Origin of the sequence: Exiguobacterium sp. s132 (assembly GCF_018617235.1) — a bacterium.
GTDB classification, from domain to species: Bacteria; Bacillota; Bacilli; order Exiguobacteriales; family Exiguobacteriaceae; genus Exiguobacterium; species Exiguobacterium profundum.
Map to the genome: position 1 here is coordinate 1,241,914 of NZ_JACSJU010000001.1, position 19,059 is coordinate 1,260,972.

General features: G+C 46.7%; 21 protein-coding genes. 8 read left to right on the forward strand and 13 right to left on the reverse strand.

Annotated features, from left to right (window positions below; genetic code table 11):
* Positions 1–36 precede the first annotated feature (36 nt).
* The 4 genes from KNO78_RS06360 to dhaM all read left to right on the forward strand — a co-directional run bounded on the left by KNO78_RS06360 (position 37) and on the right by dhaM (position 2,390).
* Entirely contained in the window at positions 37–339 is a 303-nt protein-coding gene (locus tag KNO78_RS06360; RefSeq protein WP_012726763.1) for a PepSY domain-containing protein, read from the forward strand.
* Positions 340–441: 102 nt separating this feature from the next.
* Positions 442–1,419 (forward strand): dihydroxyacetone kinase subunit DhaK, encoded by a 978-nt coding sequence (gene dhaK, locus KNO78_RS06365; RefSeq protein WP_074036462.1) that lies wholly within the window; start codon positions 442–444, stop codon positions 1,417–1,419.
* Between the two features lie 19 nt (positions 1,420–1,438).
* Complete coding sequence (gene dhaL, locus KNO78_RS06370; protein ID WP_214690716.1) at positions 1,439–2,029, forward strand: dihydroxyacetone kinase subunit DhaL; 591 nt, start codon at positions 1,439–1,441, stop codon at positions 2,027–2,029.
* Positions 2,030–2,039: 10 nt separating this feature from the next.
* Positions 2,040–2,390: a dihydroxyacetone kinase phosphoryl donor subunit DhaM gene (dhaM, locus tag KNO78_RS06375; RefSeq protein ID WP_256443656.1), complete on the forward strand. Its 351-nt coding sequence runs from the start codon at positions 2,040–2,042 to the stop codon at positions 2,388–2,390.
* 38 nt (positions 2,391–2,428) lie between these two features.
* Here dhaM and KNO78_RS06380 read toward each other — a convergent pair whose 3' ends face one another.
* Positions 2,429–2,938, reverse strand: a complete 510-nt coding sequence (locus tag KNO78_RS06380; protein ID WP_230872823.1) for a hypothetical protein — start codon at positions 2,936–2,938, stop codon at positions 2,429–2,431.
* A 105-nt stretch (positions 2,939–3,043) separates the two neighbouring features.
* Positions 3,044–3,691 (reverse strand): tRNA (guanosine(46)-N7)-methyltransferase TrmB, encoded by a 648-nt coding sequence (trmB, locus tag KNO78_RS06385; protein WP_196430929.1) that lies wholly within the window; start codon positions 3,689–3,691, stop codon positions 3,044–3,046.
* Positions 3,692–3,829: 138 nt separating this feature from the next.
* Between trmB and KNO78_RS15755 the strand changes: the two genes are divergently transcribed.
* Complete coding sequence (locus KNO78_RS15755; protein ID WP_012726769.1) at positions 3,830–3,940, forward strand: hypothetical protein; 111 nt, start codon at positions 3,830–3,832, stop codon at positions 3,938–3,940.
* Positions 3,941–3,975: 35 nt separating this feature from the next.
* On the opposite strand, the gene KNO78_RS06390 is transcribed toward KNO78_RS15755, so the two are convergent.
* The 6 genes from KNO78_RS06390 to pepV are packed head-to-tail and all read right to left on the reverse strand — an operon-like array spanning position 3,976 to position 10,994.
* Positions 3,976–4,770: a phosphotransferase family protein gene (locus tag KNO78_RS06390; protein WP_196431853.1), complete on the reverse strand. Its 795-nt coding sequence runs from the start codon at positions 4,768–4,770 to the stop codon at positions 3,976–3,978.
* 49 nt (positions 4,771–4,819) lie between these two features.
* Positions 4,820–6,985, reverse strand: coding sequence for a type I pullulanase (pulA, locus tag KNO78_RS06395; RefSeq protein WP_214690715.1), 2,166 nt, complete (start codon positions 6,983–6,985; stop codon positions 4,820–4,822).
* A 19-nt stretch (positions 6,986–7,004) separates the two neighbouring features.
* A complete protein-coding gene (locus KNO78_RS06400) occupies positions 7,005–7,844 on the reverse strand; it encodes an NERD domain-containing protein (RefSeq protein ID WP_214690714.1) in 840 nt (279 codons plus the stop codon).
* On the reverse strand, positions 7,814–8,389 hold the full coding sequence (gene thpR / locus KNO78_RS06405; protein WP_159562557.1) for an RNA 2',3'-cyclic phosphodiesterase: 576 nt from the start codon (positions 8,387–8,389) through the stop codon (positions 7,814–7,816). Before thpR ends, KNO78_RS06400 begins: the two co-directional genes overlap by 31 nt.
* 5 nt (positions 8,390–8,394) lie before the next feature.
* Positions 8,395–9,546, reverse strand: a complete 1,152-nt coding sequence (locus tag KNO78_RS06410) for an MFS transporter (protein ID WP_214690713.1) — start codon at positions 9,544–9,546, stop codon at positions 8,395–8,397.
* Positions 9,547–9,605: 59 nt separating this feature from the next.
* On the reverse strand, positions 9,606–10,994 hold the full coding sequence (gene pepV / locus KNO78_RS06415; RefSeq protein WP_205728293.1) for a dipeptidase PepV: 1,389 nt from the start codon (positions 10,992–10,994) through the stop codon (positions 9,606–9,608).
* Positions 10,995–11,302: 308 nt separating this feature from the next.
* On the opposite strand from pepV, the gene KNO78_RS06420 reads away from it, so the two are divergent.
* Together KNO78_RS06420 and KNO78_RS06425 are read left to right on the forward strand one after the other, a co-directional pair.
* Positions 11,303–11,524, forward strand: coding sequence for a DeoR family transcriptional regulator (locus KNO78_RS06420; RefSeq protein WP_012726776.1), 222 nt, complete (start codon positions 11,303–11,305; stop codon positions 11,522–11,524).
* Positions 11,525–11,627: 103 nt separating this feature from the next.
* Positions 11,628–12,254: a DUF3885 domain-containing protein gene (locus tag KNO78_RS06425; RefSeq protein ID WP_214690712.1), complete on the forward strand. Its 627-nt coding sequence runs from the start codon at positions 11,628–11,630 to the stop codon at positions 12,252–12,254.
* Between the two features lie 64 nt (positions 12,255–12,318).
* Here the strand turns inward: KNO78_RS06425 and KNO78_RS06430 are convergent, their stop codons facing one another.
* Positions 12,319–13,032: a pseudouridine synthase gene (locus KNO78_RS06430; protein WP_078147222.1), complete on the reverse strand. Its 714-nt coding sequence runs from the start codon at positions 13,030–13,032 to the stop codon at positions 12,319–12,321.
* Positions 13,032–14,729 carry a putative polysaccharide biosynthesis protein gene (locus KNO78_RS06435; protein ID WP_196430934.1) on the reverse strand — a complete coding sequence of 566 codons (1,698 nt, stop codon included), beginning with the start codon at positions 14,727–14,729 and terminating at the stop codon, positions 13,032–13,034. The genes KNO78_RS06430 and KNO78_RS06435 overlap by 1 nt, the downstream gene beginning before the upstream one ends.
* Before the next feature lie 143 nt (positions 14,730–14,872).
* On the opposite strand from KNO78_RS06435, the gene KNO78_RS06440 reads away from it, so the two are divergent.
* The gene (locus KNO78_RS06440; protein WP_214690711.1) at positions 14,873–16,138 is read left to right on the forward strand and encodes a BaiN/RdsA family NAD(P)/FAD-dependent oxidoreductase; all 1,266 of its coding nucleotides are present in this window, start codon (positions 14,873–14,875) and stop codon (positions 16,136–16,138) included.
* Between the two features lie 105 nt (positions 16,139–16,243).
* Here the strand turns inward: KNO78_RS06440 and KNO78_RS06445 are convergent, their stop codons facing one another.
* The 3 genes from KNO78_RS06445 to KNO78_RS06455 all read right to left on the reverse strand — a co-directional run bounded on the left by KNO78_RS06445 (position 16,244) and on the right by KNO78_RS06455 (position 19,053).
* Positions 16,244–17,080 (reverse strand): DUF2268 domain-containing putative Zn-dependent protease, encoded by an 837-nt coding sequence (locus KNO78_RS06445; RefSeq protein WP_251125250.1) that lies wholly within the window; start codon positions 17,078–17,080, stop codon positions 16,244–16,246.
* A gap of 315 nt (positions 17,081–17,395) precedes the next feature.
* Entirely contained in the window at positions 17,396–17,908 is a 513-nt protein-coding gene (locus tag KNO78_RS06450; protein WP_147536597.1) for a pyrophosphohydrolase domain-containing protein, read from the reverse strand.
* Positions 17,909–17,925: 17 nt separating this feature from the next.
* Positions 17,926–19,053, reverse strand: coding sequence for a hypothetical protein (locus KNO78_RS06455; protein WP_251125251.1), 1,128 nt, complete (start codon positions 19,051–19,053; stop codon positions 17,926–17,928).
* Positions 19,054–19,059 lie beyond the last annotated feature (6 nt).

Sequence of the window (19,059 nt, forward strand, 5' to 3'; positions counted from 1 at the left end):
GTACATGATAGCCATAGTTCAAGGGGAGGTAGTCATATGAAAAAAAGGTATTGGTTTATTGGAATCGGGGTTGCCGTCATTGCCGCACTTATGACGAAAAAAGCTTTAGATGAACGTAGCTTATCTGCAGAAAACGCGTTAGAGTACACAAAACGTGCTTTCTCAGCAAAAGGTCATGTCCAAGGGGCATGGATTTCTGCATCACCGGAGATCTACACATACGACGGCCGTGAATACGACGTCTACAAAGGTGGCATCTCGGTTCTTGAGAACGATGAAGAGAAAACATATGAGTTTACAGTCGACTCTGAGACTGGCGCATTACTCGAATATGCATGATACGAAACCGACGAATGATTCGTCGGTTTTTTTGTTTAGTTCCCTTGAAAGAGTGGAAAATTGAAATTGGTAGTTTTCAATTTAAAAAAGGAGTGATCTCGCGTGAAGAAGCTAATCGGTGAAGCAAGTGAACTCGTATCGCAAATGGTTGAAGGGATGGTCCATGCCCATCCTGAAGTGTATGGTCGAGTCGACGGTGTGAATGTCATCTGTCGGGCTGACGGAGCGAAGTCTGGAAAAGTCGGTCTCGTCTCTGGAGGCGGTAGTGGTCACGAGCCAGCACACGCCGGATATGTCGGGGACGGTATGCTCGATGCGGCAGTTTGTGGGGAAGTGTTCACCTCTCCTACTCCGGACATGGTGCTTGAAGGAATCAAAGCAGCTGACGGTGGAAACGGCGTTCTCTTGATTGTGAAAAACTATTCCGGCGACGTGATGAACTTTGAGCTCGCCGCAGAACTGGCCGAAGGAGACGGCATCAAAGTCGACCACGTCGTCGTCGCAGATGACGTCGCCATTTCGAACAAAGAAGATCGCAGAGGGGTTGCCGGAACCGTCTTCGTCCATAAAATCGCGGGAGCTGCCGCTGCTAGCGGGAAGTCACTCGAAGAAGTCAAATCCATCGCCGAGAAAGTAGCGTCTCACGTTCGCTCCATGGGGATGGCAGTCGAACCTTGTTATATGCCGGTGAGCGGTAAACCTGGGTTCGACTTGAACGAGGAAGAGATGGAGATTGGCATCGGGATTCACGGGGAACGAGGTGTTGAACGGAAACCGACGAGTGATGTCGACCAAATCGTCGACGACCTCCTCAGTCACCTGAAAAAAGAAGTCGAGCCAGGAGAAGTTGCCGTCATGGTGAATGGAATGGGTGGAACGCCACTATCTGAGCTGTATGTGACGTATCATTTCGTTGCAGAAAAACTTGAAGCTGCTGGATATACCCTCAAACGAAAGTATGTCGGTAACTACATGACTTCACTCGAGATGCATGGGTTCTCCATCACGTTACTCCCTCTCGATGATGAGATGACGACGTATCTCGACGCTCCTTCAGCAGCACTCGGATTCAAAATTTAATAAATGAGGTGTTTGGTTTATGTTGACGATTGATCGGATGAAGCAGGCGTTACGCGACGCACAAGTTGGCATCGAAGAGCAAAAGGATACGTTGACCGATTTAGACCGGGCCATCGGCGACGGTGACCATGGGATCAACATGTCTCGTGGTTTTGATGCGGTCGCTACAATTTTAGATGAGGATTATGATTCTCTTGGAGCACTTAGTAAAAAGGTCGGGATGACCCTCATGTCGAAAGTCGGCGGTGCGGCCGGACCTTTATACGGTTCAGCTTTCGTGAAGATGGCAAACAAGTTCGGGGATGCGACCGAAGCGGACTTTGGCTTACTCAAGGAGGCACTTCAGGAAGGTTCGAATTCTATCAAAGCACGAGGGAAATCGGAAGTCGGCCAAAAAACGATGGTCGACGTGTGGGACCCGTTCCTCGAGCAAGTCCAACAAGGGGAAGATTATAAACAGAAATTAGACGCACTTGTCCAAAAAACAGAAGATATGGTGGCCACGAAAGGAAGAGCCTCTTATTTCGGAGAAAACTCTCGCGGAACCGTTGATCCGGGTGCCCTTTCTAGCTCAATCCTTTTGGCCGCGATTATGAAGGAGGTCGATTGACATCGTTGAATTGATCATCGTCTCGCACAGCGAAAAAATTGCGGAAGGCATCCAAGATTTGATGAAGGAAATGGCACCGTCCGTGCCCATTCATCTAGCTGGTGGCCTTGAGGATGGCGCTATCGGAACGGACGTGAATCGCATCTTATCAGCGCTCGATCAGGTCGAAGGAGAAGCACTTCTCCTCAGTGATATCGGATCGGCGACAATGAATGCGGAACTCGCCATCGATATGTACGAAGGTGACAAACATGTCGAATTTTTCGATGGTCCAATTGTCGAGAGTGCCTTCATCGCCTCCGTTTCTTCAGGAAATGGGATGTCACTAACTGATATCGTCGGACAGTTAAAACAACAGTAAAAAGTACCCCGTTCTCTTGAACGGGGTACTTTCATGTCTTATCTTGGGTTGTCATTCTTTTCATATACGGCATTCATATATGAACTTGTTGAATAGAAACGTGGTACAACCAAGAACAAAATGAGTGCTGGAATCGCAATCAATAGAAGCAAGACCAATACCGGTAACCAATAGACGATCTGTTGACCAAGCATGTCGATGTTCGCGTCCGCAAACTCTGAGGCTCCTTCTACTTCTACGAGATCCGCTGATGTAAGAATCTTGTTGTCTGTCGCATCAAAGTAATGGTACTCGGTTTTACGTGTGATGAAGATCCCATCACGAATCGTATCGAGCTCTACGACAGCCGCGATGACTTCGTTGCCGTTTGAATGGCGAAGCGTCTCTTCTTTGATGATTTCAGCTGTTCCTTCTTTATAGTCGTAATGCGTTGCTTTCAAATCCTCTTCGAGAGCGTCTAAGAACGCTTCGTTCGCTGAGGTATTCATTGGTGCGATTGTTAGAATGAAGATTACTGCAAGCAGGCTTGCCCATGCTTTTTTCAACATCCCCATGTTCCCCCTTCTCTTATTCCAGTTTAGCGTCATTCCTATTGTACCAAGAAGAAAGAAAAAAGTGTGAAGAAAATACTATTAAAATAAGAAAAAAGCGTGTCAATTTTTCGGACGGAAGACGGCTTCCATTCGGTAAATCGGCTGACCGAGCGCACTAAAGCGCTCTTCATACTCTGTTCGAATATTATCTTCTGGTTCATTGACATGTAAATCTAGTGAAATTTCTGTGAAGAACATCCCGTATTGACTCATACTCTGAAGCGAATATTCAAACAATCCACGGTTGTCCGTCTTGAAATGAATCTCTCCTGCTTTCGGAAGAATCGCTTCATATGTCGCCAAAAACGTCTTATACGTTAGACGTCGTTTCGCATGTCGTGTCTTTGGCCACGGATCGGAGAAGTTTAAGTATACGCGATCGACTTCCCCCGCTTCAAAGTAGTCGACGAGTCGTTTCGCATCGACCGTCAATACTCTCACGTTCGGCATCGGGGTTTCGACTAATTTTTGTACGATGGAAACGGCTACGCTCTCAAACAACTCGATTGCAATGAAGTTCACATCCGGGTGTTGTTTCGCCATCCCTAAAATAAATTGTCCTTTTCCTGAACCGACCTCGATAAAGAGCGGGTGGTCATTCCCGAATTCAGTGCTCCAGTTACCTTTCATCTGTTCAGGATGTTGAATAAATACATGTTCTTGAGCTTCCATATATTCTTTTGCCCAAGGCTTATGTCGTAAACGCATGAAAATCCTACCTTTCGTTCATCAAATGTTCAAGTTTAATGGGAATATGCACGTTACGGACGAGCAGTCCTCTTGCGATTATACACGAAATCATAGTTTAATGAACGTGAATCATCCTTCACAAGGAGGTTAAATACAATGAGTACTTTAGATCAGTTCCTTATTTTTTATGCAGCTCCACTGACGTTTTTTGCTGGTGTCATCGCAACGTTCGTTTGGGCTTACTTTATGAATCCAGATGACATTTAACACATTCAAAAAGGGGTGGCGAACAGCCATCCCTTTTAATTGATTCGTTCGTACGCCTCGTCCATCAGCTCACGTAATACATGAAATCCTTCAGTTCGCGCAGAGTCATTCTCTTCCCCATAGATTGTCAAAATCGTCTGGGCGATTGCATACCAATGCATTCGATTATGGAGCTCACTCGAGACACGTACCCCGTAATGAGAGAACCAGCGCTCCCACTCCACTTCATCCATATAGCTATATACAACCATCGCCAAATCGAACGCGCGGTCTGCAATGATCGCATCATCCCAATCCGTCAAGTAGAGTAGGCCGCTCTCATCCTCAATCCAATTATTATGGTTTAAATCAGAATGACAGACGACGAATTCTTGCTCGTCGACTTTTGGCAAATGGTGTTTTAGCCATTGAATGGCTTCTCCGATGATTGGGTCTGTTTCATCTTGTTCATATGCCTCACACTGACGGAGCAACAAGTGCGGCGTCACCGGTGTGTGGTTCAGCTGTTGCAACATGAATAATAGCTCTTTCGAGTTATGAATCTTTCCGAGTTGCGCCGCGACATCAGGTCGTTTCATATCTTCTGGTGAAAGTTCGCGGCCTTCGATAAATTGTTGGGCGCTTAACACGTCCCCATTAAACATTCGCTTTGTCCAAAGAAGCTTTGGTACGATTCCTTCCGCTGACAAGATCGCCAAAAACGGAGAAGAATTTCGTTTGACAAAAATCTTCTGTTGGCGCGTCGTCGCTACATACGCTTCGCCCGTAATGCCTCCGGCTGAAGCGACTGTCCACTCTTTCCCGAGCGCACCGACTATATCTGAATACATATTCATCACGCTCAAATCTTACTTGAATTAAAGAGATACAATCAACATCTTAACACGCGAGAATCGTCATTGACAACGACTCGACTTGAATGTGTGTTGGGTTTCGTGCGAGCGGAACGAGACTCGCCGTTTCTCCTTGAACGTATACGTTCCATTTCGCATCGCTCTCGAATGAAAGCGAGTCGAACGTACCGTTCACATAGACGCGTACCCGTTGCCACGCATCATAAGAATGACTGGCCGTCAATTCATAGATAATGACGCCAGGAGGCGATGGGAGAAACGTGAAATGGTCAATGACTTCTTGTCTGGAATCATACCGGAAACATGTATGGAGTCGCCGTAACTTCAAGAGCGTCTTCACATACTCGATGTCTTTGATTCGTGTGTCACGAAGATCCCAATCAAAATGATTGATGTGATCGGGTGAATTATAGCTATTTTCGACACCCTGTTTCGTCCGCCCAAACTCTTGACCGGCATGGATGAACGGGATGCCTTGGGATGTGATGACGACCGCATTAGCAAGACGTTGCATGGCAAGACGAGTCGTTTCATCGACTCCTTCACAAGACAACATTAACTTGTCATAGATCGTATAGTTGTCGTGAGCTTCGGCATAATTGATGGAATAAGTCGGACTCGGGAAACGACCGACCGTTACGTTCGGAATGTGGACGGCTCCAGTAAGACATTCTCGAAGTTCCCACTCTCGCCACTCATTCCCGGAGATGAATCCACGTTCCCTGTCATTAAACGTCGACCCCTTCAACGCATCTCGAATCATATCGTTGAAATGTCCGATGCGAGGCATGCGTGCAGCATTTTGTGACGTCGCCTTCAATGACTGTCCAAGCGGTGTCGCCAAGTCCCACCCTTCTCCATAGACGAGAATTGAGGGATCAACCTTATCGAGCGCGGCCCGTACTTGATTCATCGTTTCGACATCATGAATCCCCATTAAATCGAAGCGGAACCCATCCACTTGAAAGGTTGTTGCGAAATACGTCACGAAGTCGACAATCATACGTCGCATCATATAGCGTTCTGACGCCGTGTCATTCCCGACACCGGTTCCGTTCGCTATCGTCCCGTCGTGCTCGTATCGAAAATAATAGTATGGTACGAGCGCTTCAAGTGGGGATTGTTCTCGAATATAAATATGATTCATCACGACGTCTGTAACGACTCGAAGACCAGCTTGATGCAAGTCAGAGACGAGTGTCGCATATTCGAACACACGACTCATCGGCACATCCGGTCTTGAGGCATAACTTCCTTCAAGTCCGAACCAATGAATCGGATCATAGCCCCAGTTGTACGGCATACGCGTTGTCTCATCGACACTTCCAAAATCATGGACAGGAAGCAACTGGACATGAGTCACGCCAAGTTCTTTTAAATAGTCGAGTCCGGCACTATTGCCTTCCTTCGTCCGAACTCCTTTTTCAGATACCCCACCGTATAGTCCTTTCAATTGACTCATCGATGAGGGATGGCTTGTAAAATCCCGGATGTGCAGTTCATAGATGACGGCATCCGTTGCCTTCCATAAAGGCGGGCGCGCGGCTCGTTCGACCTGTTTATTGACAAATCGTGAGACATCTTGTAGTACGCCATACTCACCGTTCAAACTGACGGCTCGCGCATAAGGATCGACGACTTGCCTCGTATCGACCGGTGTTTTCACTTCTAAGCGATAAAACATACCTTGGAACGCTTGTGGTATTTCACCACTCCATTCCCCGCGTGCGCCGCGGTTCATGTGAAATCGCTCAATTTCTCTGTGATTCGTATCATCATGCACTGTAATCCACATGGATAAAGCAACCGGAGACCATACAGTCACTTCCATTCCGTGCGGCGTAAACGATACGCCGAGTGGGCCATCATATGAGAAACGACGTTCGAATTCCTCTGATCGGACGATTTCTCGTGGTACGACAACCGTCGTCTTATGACCCGGATGGCAGACGGTGTACAACGTTTCTAAAGAGATTGGTTCGTTTAAACGAAGGATTTGTTCGATCTTCCCGGATTCCGTCACAAACTGTTGCTCGACGAGATAGTCGACTGGGCGTCCATTCTGTTCGATTTGTACTGGAACGGATTCATATTCGCGCACAATCTCAAGTTGTATGGTCTCAAATGATACGAAAGACGCGCTCTCGATGGTCACATGTGAGGCGGTCTTTTGATCTGGTGTGTGATGCATATGCGTCCCTTCCTCTCAATCACTGATCCATGAATTGACGAAACGGCAACTTGGCAGTCACTTCTAATATGGTAGCAACGTCACGAATCTGCTGTGCTTTTACAATCGGTGCACGACCGTTCACTTGTTTCATCCATTCCGTATATTCATTACGACCGATATATTGGGTCGCTCGAACACTTGGAACGTTATCAAAATATCCATTTGTCGCAATGACGACTTTTTGTAGCACGCCCGCATAATGCGGTAGAACTTGACGAATCAGTTCCTCTGTCCGTGTCAATGCAATCAGCGGGTTCACTACACGGGTATTTTCCCCTTTCAGCGGTTGATGAACCCATGTCTTCTCTTTCGATATGTGATAGATGCTTCGATCGCCTTCAAGCCATTCTACGATATAAAGGTGCGTCGGTCCGACGATGACATGACTCAATTCAACCATCGCACCATTCCATTCGATGACCGGTCGGTACAAGAAAAAGTGTCGTTCGTTCCAATCGGTGCGCATCACACGATAAGCGAAGTCACGAATAAACGCCAGATGCGGTAAATCTGTCTCAAGCACCCCTTCACAAGCGAATTGAAGCTTTTGGATATGCCGGCGCTCTCGTAACAACTTTTGATATTGTGATTCAGAGAGCGGCTTCGGCTCCAATTCGATTCGTTCCGTCTTCGCCCAAAACTTCCACCACGGTCGGTCAATTTCGAGCACTTCGACCGGGTTTAAGCGATTGTTTTCATGAAGGCGCTGTAGACGTGCTGTATCGGATTCCACATATTCCAAATAACGATTATATTGATCTAATAAATCACGTTCATATTTTGAGATTACGTCAAAAATTTTAACCGGGATTGCCATATATCCTCCTCTGGCCGTCTTAGCGGAAATACGTCTACTGCTCGGTAAGCAGGTGTATGAGTCGGCTGTACTTCATATAAAATTAATTCTTCTACTGATTCCGTCGCGTGAAATTCAGGGGGGACGTATGGGACACGCTCCCCTTCGCCCCATTTTTTAGCGAGCGTCACGTGAGGGACAAACGACTTCCGGTCCAATCTTGGAATCACATCAACTAGTTCATGGCGGAGGGTATGCGCCAACCGTTGAAGGGGTTCGGAGTCATCCGGAACAATGGTCAAAACGCGGGGCCGATCTGGTCGCCCAAAATGGTCGATGGCTCGAAACTCCAACGTGAATGGTAATGTTTTCTCACAAATTCTACGCGTGATTTCTTTTACTTCGTCTAATTCATCCCCATCCACGCTTCCTAAAAATTGCACTGTCATATGGAACTCTTCCGGTCGATAGATTCTTCGATACGAATAATAAGGTAAGATGGTTTGCTGTACGTCAACCAATTCAGTCGCTTCAATGGGAATCGCAATAAAGTAATGCGTACTCATCTCATTCATCCTTTCAGGTTGCGACGTGACATTCCGATCCAAATCAACGCTCCTAGTGCCGTGACGATGGTATACATCCAAAACACGCCTAAAATATCGTCAAGTTCAATGATTTTACCACTCAGCATATTAAATCCAGCTGTCGCGAGCCCGGACGTCAATGCCATATATACCCCGATGGCCGTCGAGGAAACTTGCCGATCGACGAGCGTCCGAACGAATTGAAGTGCGACGGGAATCAAAAGTCCGACGACGAGACCTTGTGCAATCGCGAGGAGCCACACGACCCAAATCGGTGGTTCTAACGCAAGTACCCCGTTCCGAACTGCCGAGATGATAGCGGCCCCGACAAGAACGCTGACGTTTCCATAGCGTTCAACCAATTGGGACGCCACTTTCATAAACGGGATTTCAAATAACACTGCCACGAGGAATAGCGTTCCGACCAACGTCGTCGAGCCACCGCTGTTTGTCACGTAAAGGCCGAAATAATAGTTATTCGCGTAAATCGGTCCGAAGACGAGCATCCCACCACATAAGAAGAACACAAAGCGTTTGTTCCAAACAGCCGTCCATGAGAGCGGCGCCAACGTCACATCGCGAATCGAACTTTTCTCAGGAATCATTCGAACAAATACGCTGCCAAGTATTAGTAAAACAGCGCTCAACACGAATGTACTAGCTAGTCCCCACGTGCTATCAGATATTCGTCCCATTGCAAAGACGGCAATGGCAAATCCCGCTGATCCAAAGAGTCGAATTGCACCGTAATCAACTTTCGACCGCGTCGTATAGTCGAGTGTCATCATGTCCACAAGCGGGATGTGAGCACATTGGAAAACGGACCAAATCACCATAAGTATGACAATCCAAATGTAAGAGGTCGCCACTAAAAACGTGAGTGAAATGAGTGCGGCGCTCAGCATCGCCAAAATCAACCAGGCACGGACTCTCCCCGTCCGGTCGGTCAACATCCCCCACAATGGTTGAACACCGATGGATAGAATCGGTAAGATGGCCACCACAATCCCGACTTGGCTAGGTGTCAACCCAAACTTAGTTTGTGAAAAGTATAAGGTCATATAAGGGATCAATGCCCCTTGCGCGAAGAATATCGCGACGTATACAGACTGAAACAATCTTTTTTGCGCATCCAATGATAACTTCCTTCCTAAAGGACAGAGAGCCGACTATACCAGCCAGCTCTCCTTGTTTCTTATTTAGCGAGCTCGTAAATGGCCTCAGCATAGATTGCCGCGGCACGTAATAAATCTTCTATCTCCATATATTCATCGACCTGATGCGCCACATCTTTAGCACCTGGGAACAATGCACCAAATGCGACACCTGCCTCGAGCGAACGTGCATACGTTCCGCCTCCGATGGCCATCAAGTTTGCATGTTCTCCCGTTTGACGCTCGTACACGCCTGCTAGTGTCTTCACGAGTGGGTGATCTTCTGCCACATGATGAGGCGGCATATGTTGACGGGTCTTCAACTCGAACCCAAATGACAAAGCGATTTCACGTAGGTTTTGTAACCGTTCTTCGAATTTGGCCGTATACGGATAGCGAATGTTGACCGTCGCCGTACGCTCTTCTTCATTGTATCGGAAGACACCGCCATTAATCGTCAAGTCGCCCGTCTCATCGCTCGCTTCAATCCCAAGCGAAATCCCACGAGAATCGGCGAATACGTGACGAACGAATTCAACATAGCGCTCGCCTTGAATATCAAGTGGAAGATGTAACAAGAATCCAGCGAGGACGTAGGCCGCGTTGACCCCGTTATCCGGTTCCATCGCGTGCGCCGCTTTTCCTTTCATCGTAAACGTATATGTGCCACGGTCGTATTCACACGTTCCGTCCGCTTCATATTTTTCGAGATAGGCCTCGAACTTCTCCTCGAGTACCTCATCCGTCTTCAATTCGGCTTTCGCGAAGTCCGGCACCATATTCGGACGCTCCCCACTCGTGAATGACACGAGATGGTAGGCAGAACCTGGTACACGTTGAATCGGTAATTGAGTCAACACACCATCATACAACCCTTTTTCAGCATTGATGATCGGGAAATCCGCATCTGGCGCAAATCCATACGTCGGCATTTGTTCTTGTTTGAAATACTCGCGGACACAGCGCCATTCGCTCTCTTCATCGCAACCTGCAATCAAACGGACCCGCTTTGAAAGTGGTAGCCCGAGCTCTTTGACAATTCGTAGCCCGTAGTATGCAGCCATAGATGGCCCTTTATCATCGTTACTTCCGCGTGCCACAATTTTCCCATCAGTCGTGATGGTCGGGTTGAACGCGCCATACGTCCATCCATCCCCTGCTGGGACGACGTCAAGGTGACATAGGATGCCGACGATTTCCTCCCCGTCTCCATATTCCAAATGTCCCGCATAACCTCCGACGTCTTTTGTTTTAAATCCATCTCGCTCACCGATTTCAAACATGTAGTCAAGCGCTTGACGAACCTCCGGACCAAACGGCATGTTCGGCGCAGCTTTCGATTCATCGAGTACGCTAGGGATTTGAAGTAACCCTTTCAAATCTTCTAAAAATGCGTCTTTACGATTGTCGACTTCCTGTCTCCAATTCATGTTCATCTCCCCTTTTGCGAATGTTCTCTCCCTTACTAGTATATCCAAATGTATGAAAGACGAACATTCATTTAGAAAAGTTTTTTTCGTTCGTGTTTCAGCTTCTTTTCAATGTAAAAATATAATCTTCATTCGATATTTACGTTCATAATCAAATCTTTACAAACAGATTGTTCGTGCTTTCCACTTGCATTTTTGCTCAAGAGCGGTATACTAAAGGTGTAATTTTAGAAAATAACAATTTTATATTTCATTTTGTCGTCTGTAGGTATGGTTTATCATTATTCTACACATTGGGAGGTTATCCAATGAAAGGCTCAACAGATCGGATGTTAACGCGCATCAAGTCCATTTATTTGTTCATCAATGAAAGGGAATCCGTTACCACTTCAGAACTAGTAGAAGAGTTCGGCATCACGTCACGTACCGTGCAACGTGATTTGAACGTACTTGAGTACAATAACCTTGTGGAGAGCCCTAGCCGTGGCACGTGGACTTCATCAAAACGTTCACTCAAGACGGCAAATTGAATTGTATATGTATATTCAAGAGACCTGGCGTTCAGGTCTCTTTTTTATGAATGAAGGTTTTGTGGTTTTAGATTGTATCAATTGCTTAAGATGAGGTGATGATGTGAAAGAAGAAATAATGAAGTACATAGAGGACAATTTCCCAAACCTATCTGGAGAAGTCCATCTAAGATTCGAACTTGGCGAACCGTATAAAAACGGAACGGATGAGAGAATAGAGCAAGTTGTAAACAGAGTGACTACATTGTTCGAGGAAGTGTTTCAATCTGATGATTACATCCATATCTTTATCAAGGATTGGAACGAAACAGAGGACATCATGTTCGGGAATACCACTCCCGAATTTTTGTATGGTTTATTCATGAAACAACAGATTGAAGAAGAAACGTTATTTGAATTAAATGAAGATATTGACGAAATAACAGGGGAATTTATAGAAATCAAACATGAATATAAAGCAAAATTTGTATCCTCGCAGATCAAGTCAATCTCTTACGAGAAAATCCTTAGAGGTATAGGAAATTACGAGCAAGGAAGAGAACCTTCAATTGGACAAGCTGTTTACTTTATTAGCACCGAAAAGAACATCGTGTTTCATATGTACGATGATCGAGGTTGTATCATAAGTTCAAATGAAGTTGAATCACTTGTTCCTTTGTATCACAGATATAACGACTGGTTGGTTGACTCTTGGCGTGATGATTTTGATGCCATTTTCAAAAAGATATAATCGAAAAACAGAGCTTTTTATACAAAAAGAGAATCCGTCCCATCAGACAGATTCTCTCATCTTCTTATGATTGAAGAAACAGTTGAACTTCTTCTTCCGTCAACTCACGATATGCCCCGAGCTCAAGCGTCTCATCGAGTTCTAACTTTCCGATTTGAACACGCTCCAATCGTTCGACATGTTTGCCGACCGCCGCGACCATTCTTTTCACTTGGTGATATTTCCCCTCAGACAACGTGAGGCGAATGACCGACCGACGTCCGCTCTTGCTCAGTATTTCAAGACGGGCCGGCTTCGTCGTATATCCGTCCTCTAACTCGACCCCATTCGCGAACGTCTTGATATCCTCTACTGTCATCTCCCCGTCGACCTCGGCGATATATACTTTGTCGACGTGCTTGCGAGGTGACATGAGCGCATGATTGAACGCGCCATCGTTCGTGATGAGGAGCAGTCCCGTCGTATCCTTATCGAGACGACCGACCGGGAAGAGGTCATAATGGGCATACTCTGGATCAATCAACTCGATGACTGTCGTCTCGACTTGATCTTCAGTCGCACTGATGACCCCTTCCGGCTTGTTCATCATGAAATAGATGTAGGGACGATACTCAACCACTTCCCCGAACACCGTGACTTTCTCTGATGCTGGGTCGACGTGCCGTTTCGCATCTTTTACAGGTGTCTCATCGACTCGCACTGCCCCTTGTTTCAATAAGATTTTTACATCTTTTCGTGAACCATATCCCATGTTCGATAGCAATTTATCAATTCGCATTATCCGTTCCTCCGATATTCAAAGCGTTTCCCTAGTAATTTCCCTGCGAGATGGCTCCGCCACCCGAGGTATCCATATACGAGAACGCCGATTGTCACTCCCACGATTGTCGCAAAGATGTCGTTCCCCCAACTCGCTTCATCATTCATTGTGACGAGAAGAGAGAGGAAGACGGCTGCGAACATCGCCCCACCCATCAAGAACATCAAGATGGTACGACGAAGCAGTTGCTTATATGGGAAGTGGAGCGTTCGTTGAATCATCCACACCATGAGAATAATGGCCACGATGTATCCAGCGATGGTCGCGTACCCGGCTCCGATTCCGCCGAGCCAATAGACGAGCGGTACGTTCAATGCAAGTTTCGTCAACAGTCCCATCGATGTGGCAAAGATGGTGAAGTACTGACGGTTGATCCCTTGGAGGATCGCAGCCGCGACCGAGTAATAGGCCAAGAAGAATGCACTTGGTGCGTAGTGGAACAAGTATACCCATCCTTCACGGTCACCCGGGAACAAGGTGCCAAACAATGGCTCCGCAAGTGCCACGAGACCAATGACCGCAGGAATCGTCACGAAGAACGAGACTTGGAAAATATGGTTTACTTGATTTCGAACTTTTTGCATGTCCCCTGTCGTGAACGAACGAGTCACAAGCGGAATCGTCGCCATCGACACACTCGCTGCCACAGAGACTGGAATCAACACAATTTTATGGGCGTTTCCGGTCAAAAAGCCATACGCTGACGTCGCTTCAGAAACGCTCGCACCCGAGCTGAGTAACGTATTGACCATCGTCAATTGGTCAATCAATTGATAGAGAGGGGTCGATACCCCGACCATCACGATTGGAATTGAATAGCTAAGCAATTCAAGCAATAACGATTTCATCGAGCGAACCGGTGTGCCCGCTGGATTCTCTGTCTGACGATGAATGTCCTTCCGACGCTTCCAATACATGATGAGCACGGCGAAACTACCGATTGCCCCGATGAACGCACTGAACGTCGCAATCGTGACCGCGATGACTTTCAATCCGTTCAATTCAGTCGTTTCAACGGATTGCGTCCCTCCGAGGGCATTGGCAATCGGTTGAATGAAGTTTGAATCCGCAAAGACGAACAAGACGAGCATCGTTCCACTGAGAAGGAACAGGATGCGTACAATCTGTTCGACGACTTGTGAGATTGCCGTCGGAGCCATATCTTGATGTCCCTGGAAATAACCGCGTACCATACTCATCGCCGGGATGAGCAGTAACGCAAAACTGACGCTTCGTGTCACGAGGGTGAGCGAGTCAATGTATTGCTGATTGTTCTCCGAGTTTCGGACCATCAGTTCGGATAGCCATGGTGCCGCAAAAAAGAGTAATAAAAAAGCGACGACACCGGTCGCAAGCATCAGCTTCATCCCTTGTCGGAACAGTCGTTGACTCGTCCCGTATTCTCCTAGTGCATTATATTTTGCGATAAATTTCGAAACGGCGACGGGGATCCCTGCCGTCGAAATGGAGATCATGATCGCATAATACGTATATGCCGCTTGATATAATGTCACTCCGGCAATCCCGACCATCGCTTGGAACGGGAACGTGTACAATAGTCCTAACATTCGGGAAATCAAGTTTCCCGCTGATAAAAGAAGCGTTCCTTTGACGAAGGAGGCTCTTCCAGAATCTTGTTTGGCGCTTGATGACATGAGGTACCTCCATCTATAAATCAACGATTTCAATGAATTCGGTTTTACAAAACAACCGCTTCTCATTATACTCTTACTGTTACGGATAATAAAGTTACGATAATTTTACTAATCATATAGATGAAGAAATGAGGAGATACCCTATGAAAGATGTCATCGTCATCGGTGGAGGACCGAGCGGGCTCATGGCAACGTATGCAGCGGCAAAAAGTGGCGCTTCGACCTTGCTGATTGATAAAGGTTCAAAACTTGGTCGGAAATTGGCCATTTCAGGTGGAGGACGTTGTAACGTCACGAACCGAAAGCCAATCGATGAGTTGATTCAGTTCATCCCAGGCAATGGTCGTTTCTTATACAGCGCCCTTGCTCAGTTCGACAATCAATCGATTATCGACCTCTTCACTGGATTCGGGATTCCGCTGAAAGAAGAGGATAATGGGCGCATGTTCCCTGTGACGGATAAGGCACAGGATGTGGTCAACACGTTGCTTCGGGCGATTGAAGACCTCGGCGTCGAGATTCGAAAAAAGGCTGAAGTCAAAACGCTACATTTTAATGAAGAAAACGAGTTTCATGCGGTCGAGTTGATGGACGGTGAGATGCTCGAGGCAAAAGCTTGCGTCGTCGCGGTCGGCGGTCAGTCTGTCCCGCACACCGGTTCGACCGGGGACGGCTATCCATGGGCAGAGAAGGCCGGACATACCATCACGGAACTCTTCCCGACAGAGGTGCCCATCAAATTGAACGATTCGTTCATCGGAACGAAACAACTTCAAGGATTATCGTTACGGGACGTCGCATTGACGGTACACGGCAAAAAAGGAAAGGCCATCAAGACGCACCAAGGCGACATGATCTTTACCCATTTCGGGATCTCTGGTCCAATCGCACTCCGTTGCAGTCAATATACGATCAAAGAACGGAAGCGCAGCAAAGAACAGGTCGTCCTCTTGTCACTCGACTTCTTCCCGGACACGTCACGAGATGCGCTCGTTCAGGAACTGTGGAACCAAGTACAGAGCCAACCGAAGCGTGCCGTTAAAAACGTATGGAAAGGCTACATCCCTGAGCGACTTCTTGACTTATTGCTCGAAGAACTCGCATTTGGAGAAGAAGATGCGAGTCAGTTGAAAAAGCAATCCGTCATTGATTTCGCAACACGTTTGAAAATGTTCGAGATGCACGCCGTCGGGACACTCGACTTTGATAAAGCGTTCGTCACAGGTGGCGGCGTTTCGGTTAAAGAAGTTGCACCACAGACGATGATGTCAAAGAAGGCACCAGGTCTCTTCTTTGCAGGTGAAGTACTCGACATTCATGGATACACAGGTGGCTACAACATCACGGCCGCCTTCACAACGGGACATTGCGCCGGATCGCATGCAGCCGAACTGGCGACAGGGCGGTAAAAGGTTCGGTCAAACGCATCGTCTGCGTTCTATCATGATCACTAAACAATTAAAAGGTTTGATCCTGTCTCATTCAGGGTCAAGCCTTTTAACATTCTTTTCAACTTAATTTTCCAATTCCATCACATCTCGATACTTGTATTTTTCTAAAATCTCATGATCTTCTTTGAAGGTCCATTCGGGAATCGACAGTTCTGGGTGCGCCGTCAAATAGTCATGGAGCACATCCCTCCCTAGAATATAGTTACTCCAACGTGGCATATCTTTTTGATAATTACCGACTACAAAATCGGTGAAGGACGTTTCATAATCATTCACTCGACTCGCAATATGTTTCATGGTCGCTTCATCAACGTCTACATACCACGGTGGCGTTACCCCTTTGACAATGCGGTCGGCAAACGCATCCGCTTTCCCTTCAATAATCACTGACTCGAGAATCGAACTCAGGTTATATTCGTTTTGATCACGAAGAATCAGATGATGGTATTCATGAGCCATCGAATGGGCTAACACACCTTTGTCAAAATCTGTATCAAGAAACAAGATGAAGGTGTCTTTATACGCTTGGGCGCCTACCCCTTCAATCGGTCCACTATCGTAGAAGAATTCAGGATTATACGGTGCGATAAACACCATGCCCTTCTTTTTAGGGAGAATTTGATTTGAATCTGCATATGTCGATGCAATAATCTCTTTAATCTCGTCATGCTGCTCGATTAATTTGTCTAACTGCTTCAGCAATTGTTGCTTATGAGGAGTCGGCTTTAGTGAAAAGCTCGTTTTTAATATAGATGTATCGATCTTTTCTTCCTCTCCGACTTCCCCTATGTAATCCAATACATATTTTTTGAAGTTTTGTTTATTTTCCTCCGCATCGGTTGTTTCAAGGGATGCGTTCAAATATTGTTGGTATTGGGTATAGAGTGGGATGATTGTCAATTTATTCTCTTCATTGATTTCTATCGTTTCGATTGAAACGTCAGGCTCTGATTTTTTAGATTCTAACTCTTTTTCATCCTCACTACATGCTGTTAATAGAAGTGCTGAACTACAACATAGAATACCGAATAGCTTTTTCAGTTAAATGACCTCCATATCAATGATCAATATACCTCATTCGCTTACTTATGTTAAATTATACCATTAATTACTCCCATAACCTTTCCAATCCCATCTAATATCAGCATGTCATCACTACCATCACAACAAAAAACGGCTTGAACCCATTCTAGTGAGGGCTCAAGCCGTTTGTGATTATTCTTTCCCTGCGATTTGACGACGCACTTCTTTTTCGAGCTCCGGCTCCGGTGGCATCCATCCTTCAGGTTTCATGACTTTATTGTCCGACTCGCGTAAGATCGGCTTCCCGTCCGGTCCAAGTTTCGCCATATTGGCGCGCTGGACGATTTCAAACAACGGAACGGGATCAAGTCCGAGTTCAACAAAACTGCCCATCACAAAGTATAACGCATCCGTCAATGCATCCCCTTGTCCGACGAGGCGTTCCACATCATCCGACGGAGGAGCGTCTTGCAACGATTTTTGGACGGCTTTCTGGAATCCTACTTGGAATTGCTCGATGGCTTGTAAAAACTCTTCTTCCGATTGCGATGATTGATGCAAAAACTCGACGACCGCTTCCTCTGCCGTCCACACCGAACGCTTCGTCGCGCGATCAAGCGTCAACGGTTGCGGCGATTTTGCTCCTGGATGTCCAAAAGTTTCATGAAATTGTTTCACTTCTTCAAAAAAATAACGCTTGCTCATTTGTCATTCCCCCATGATCAGTCCACGGACACGAACGCATCCAAATCGAATACTTCCGGGTGGACGATTGCAAAGATTTCATTGTCTTGTAAAAACATACCGGTCGAATCATACACACGAGGCGTCACCATCTGACCGTTGATGGTCCCTTCTTCTGGGTTGACCGTATAGAGAACGAGCTCCTCAGAGTCGAGCACGTAGATGCGTCCTTGCCTCTCGACTAGCCCAACTCCTTCGAACCGTTCGAATTTTTGCTGGATGGAAGCACTCATCCCGTCAGCAGATAACGCTTGTCGTGAATCAAGCATCCATTCGGTCTCGGGCTCTTGTTTCTCTTCTTCCGCGTCTTGTTCGTTCGACTCATTGTCAGGCGCGTCTTCAGTTGCAGCCGTTTCGCTTGAGGCATTGTCATTCGTCGAGACGTTTTCTGTCGTTGAATCTTCCGATGATTCTTCTGTTTCTTGAGTATTCGTGTCAGCGTCAGTCGACGTTTCTGATGATTTGTCATCGGCCGGAGTCTCCGGTTCGATCTCCCGTTCTTCGACATAAAGGAGCTCAAGGTCCGGGGTATCCGCCAATCGGTTCATCATGAACAGCCGTTTCGTTTCCCGGTCATACCCAAGACCAAAGATTCGGTCTTCCGACACGAGTCCTTTGATTTGTTTACGTGGCCGCTCGACCCAGCGTCCTTCTTCTCGCTCGATTGTAATGAGCGTACCGTTCGCTGTCACCGCATACACAAGATTTTCTTCGACCATGCGCATCCCGATAAAGTCATCGAGGCGCTGTTTGCCTGAATTCTCAAGTTGGAGCACAGAGTTGACGCGCGTCCCGTTTCCGCTCACTTCAAAAAATTCAGCTTGTTCGGTTAAGACCAAATACGCCCCGATTGTGTCACTGTAATACACTTCATCGATTTGACTGATTTGTTCGAGGGCATCGGTCGTATCGATATCTTCATCATCCTGCGCAGCTTCCACGGGTGGAAGTGAGGCCGTTTGATGACTCGTTTGAATATCAATTTTTTCAAATGTCGAGGCGACCTGTCGTTGAATCTCTTCATCTGAAAAGACAAAAACATAACAAAGGATCACACCGACCACGACAGCACATAATGTCGTGTATAGCACATAAGAACGTTTCATGGACAT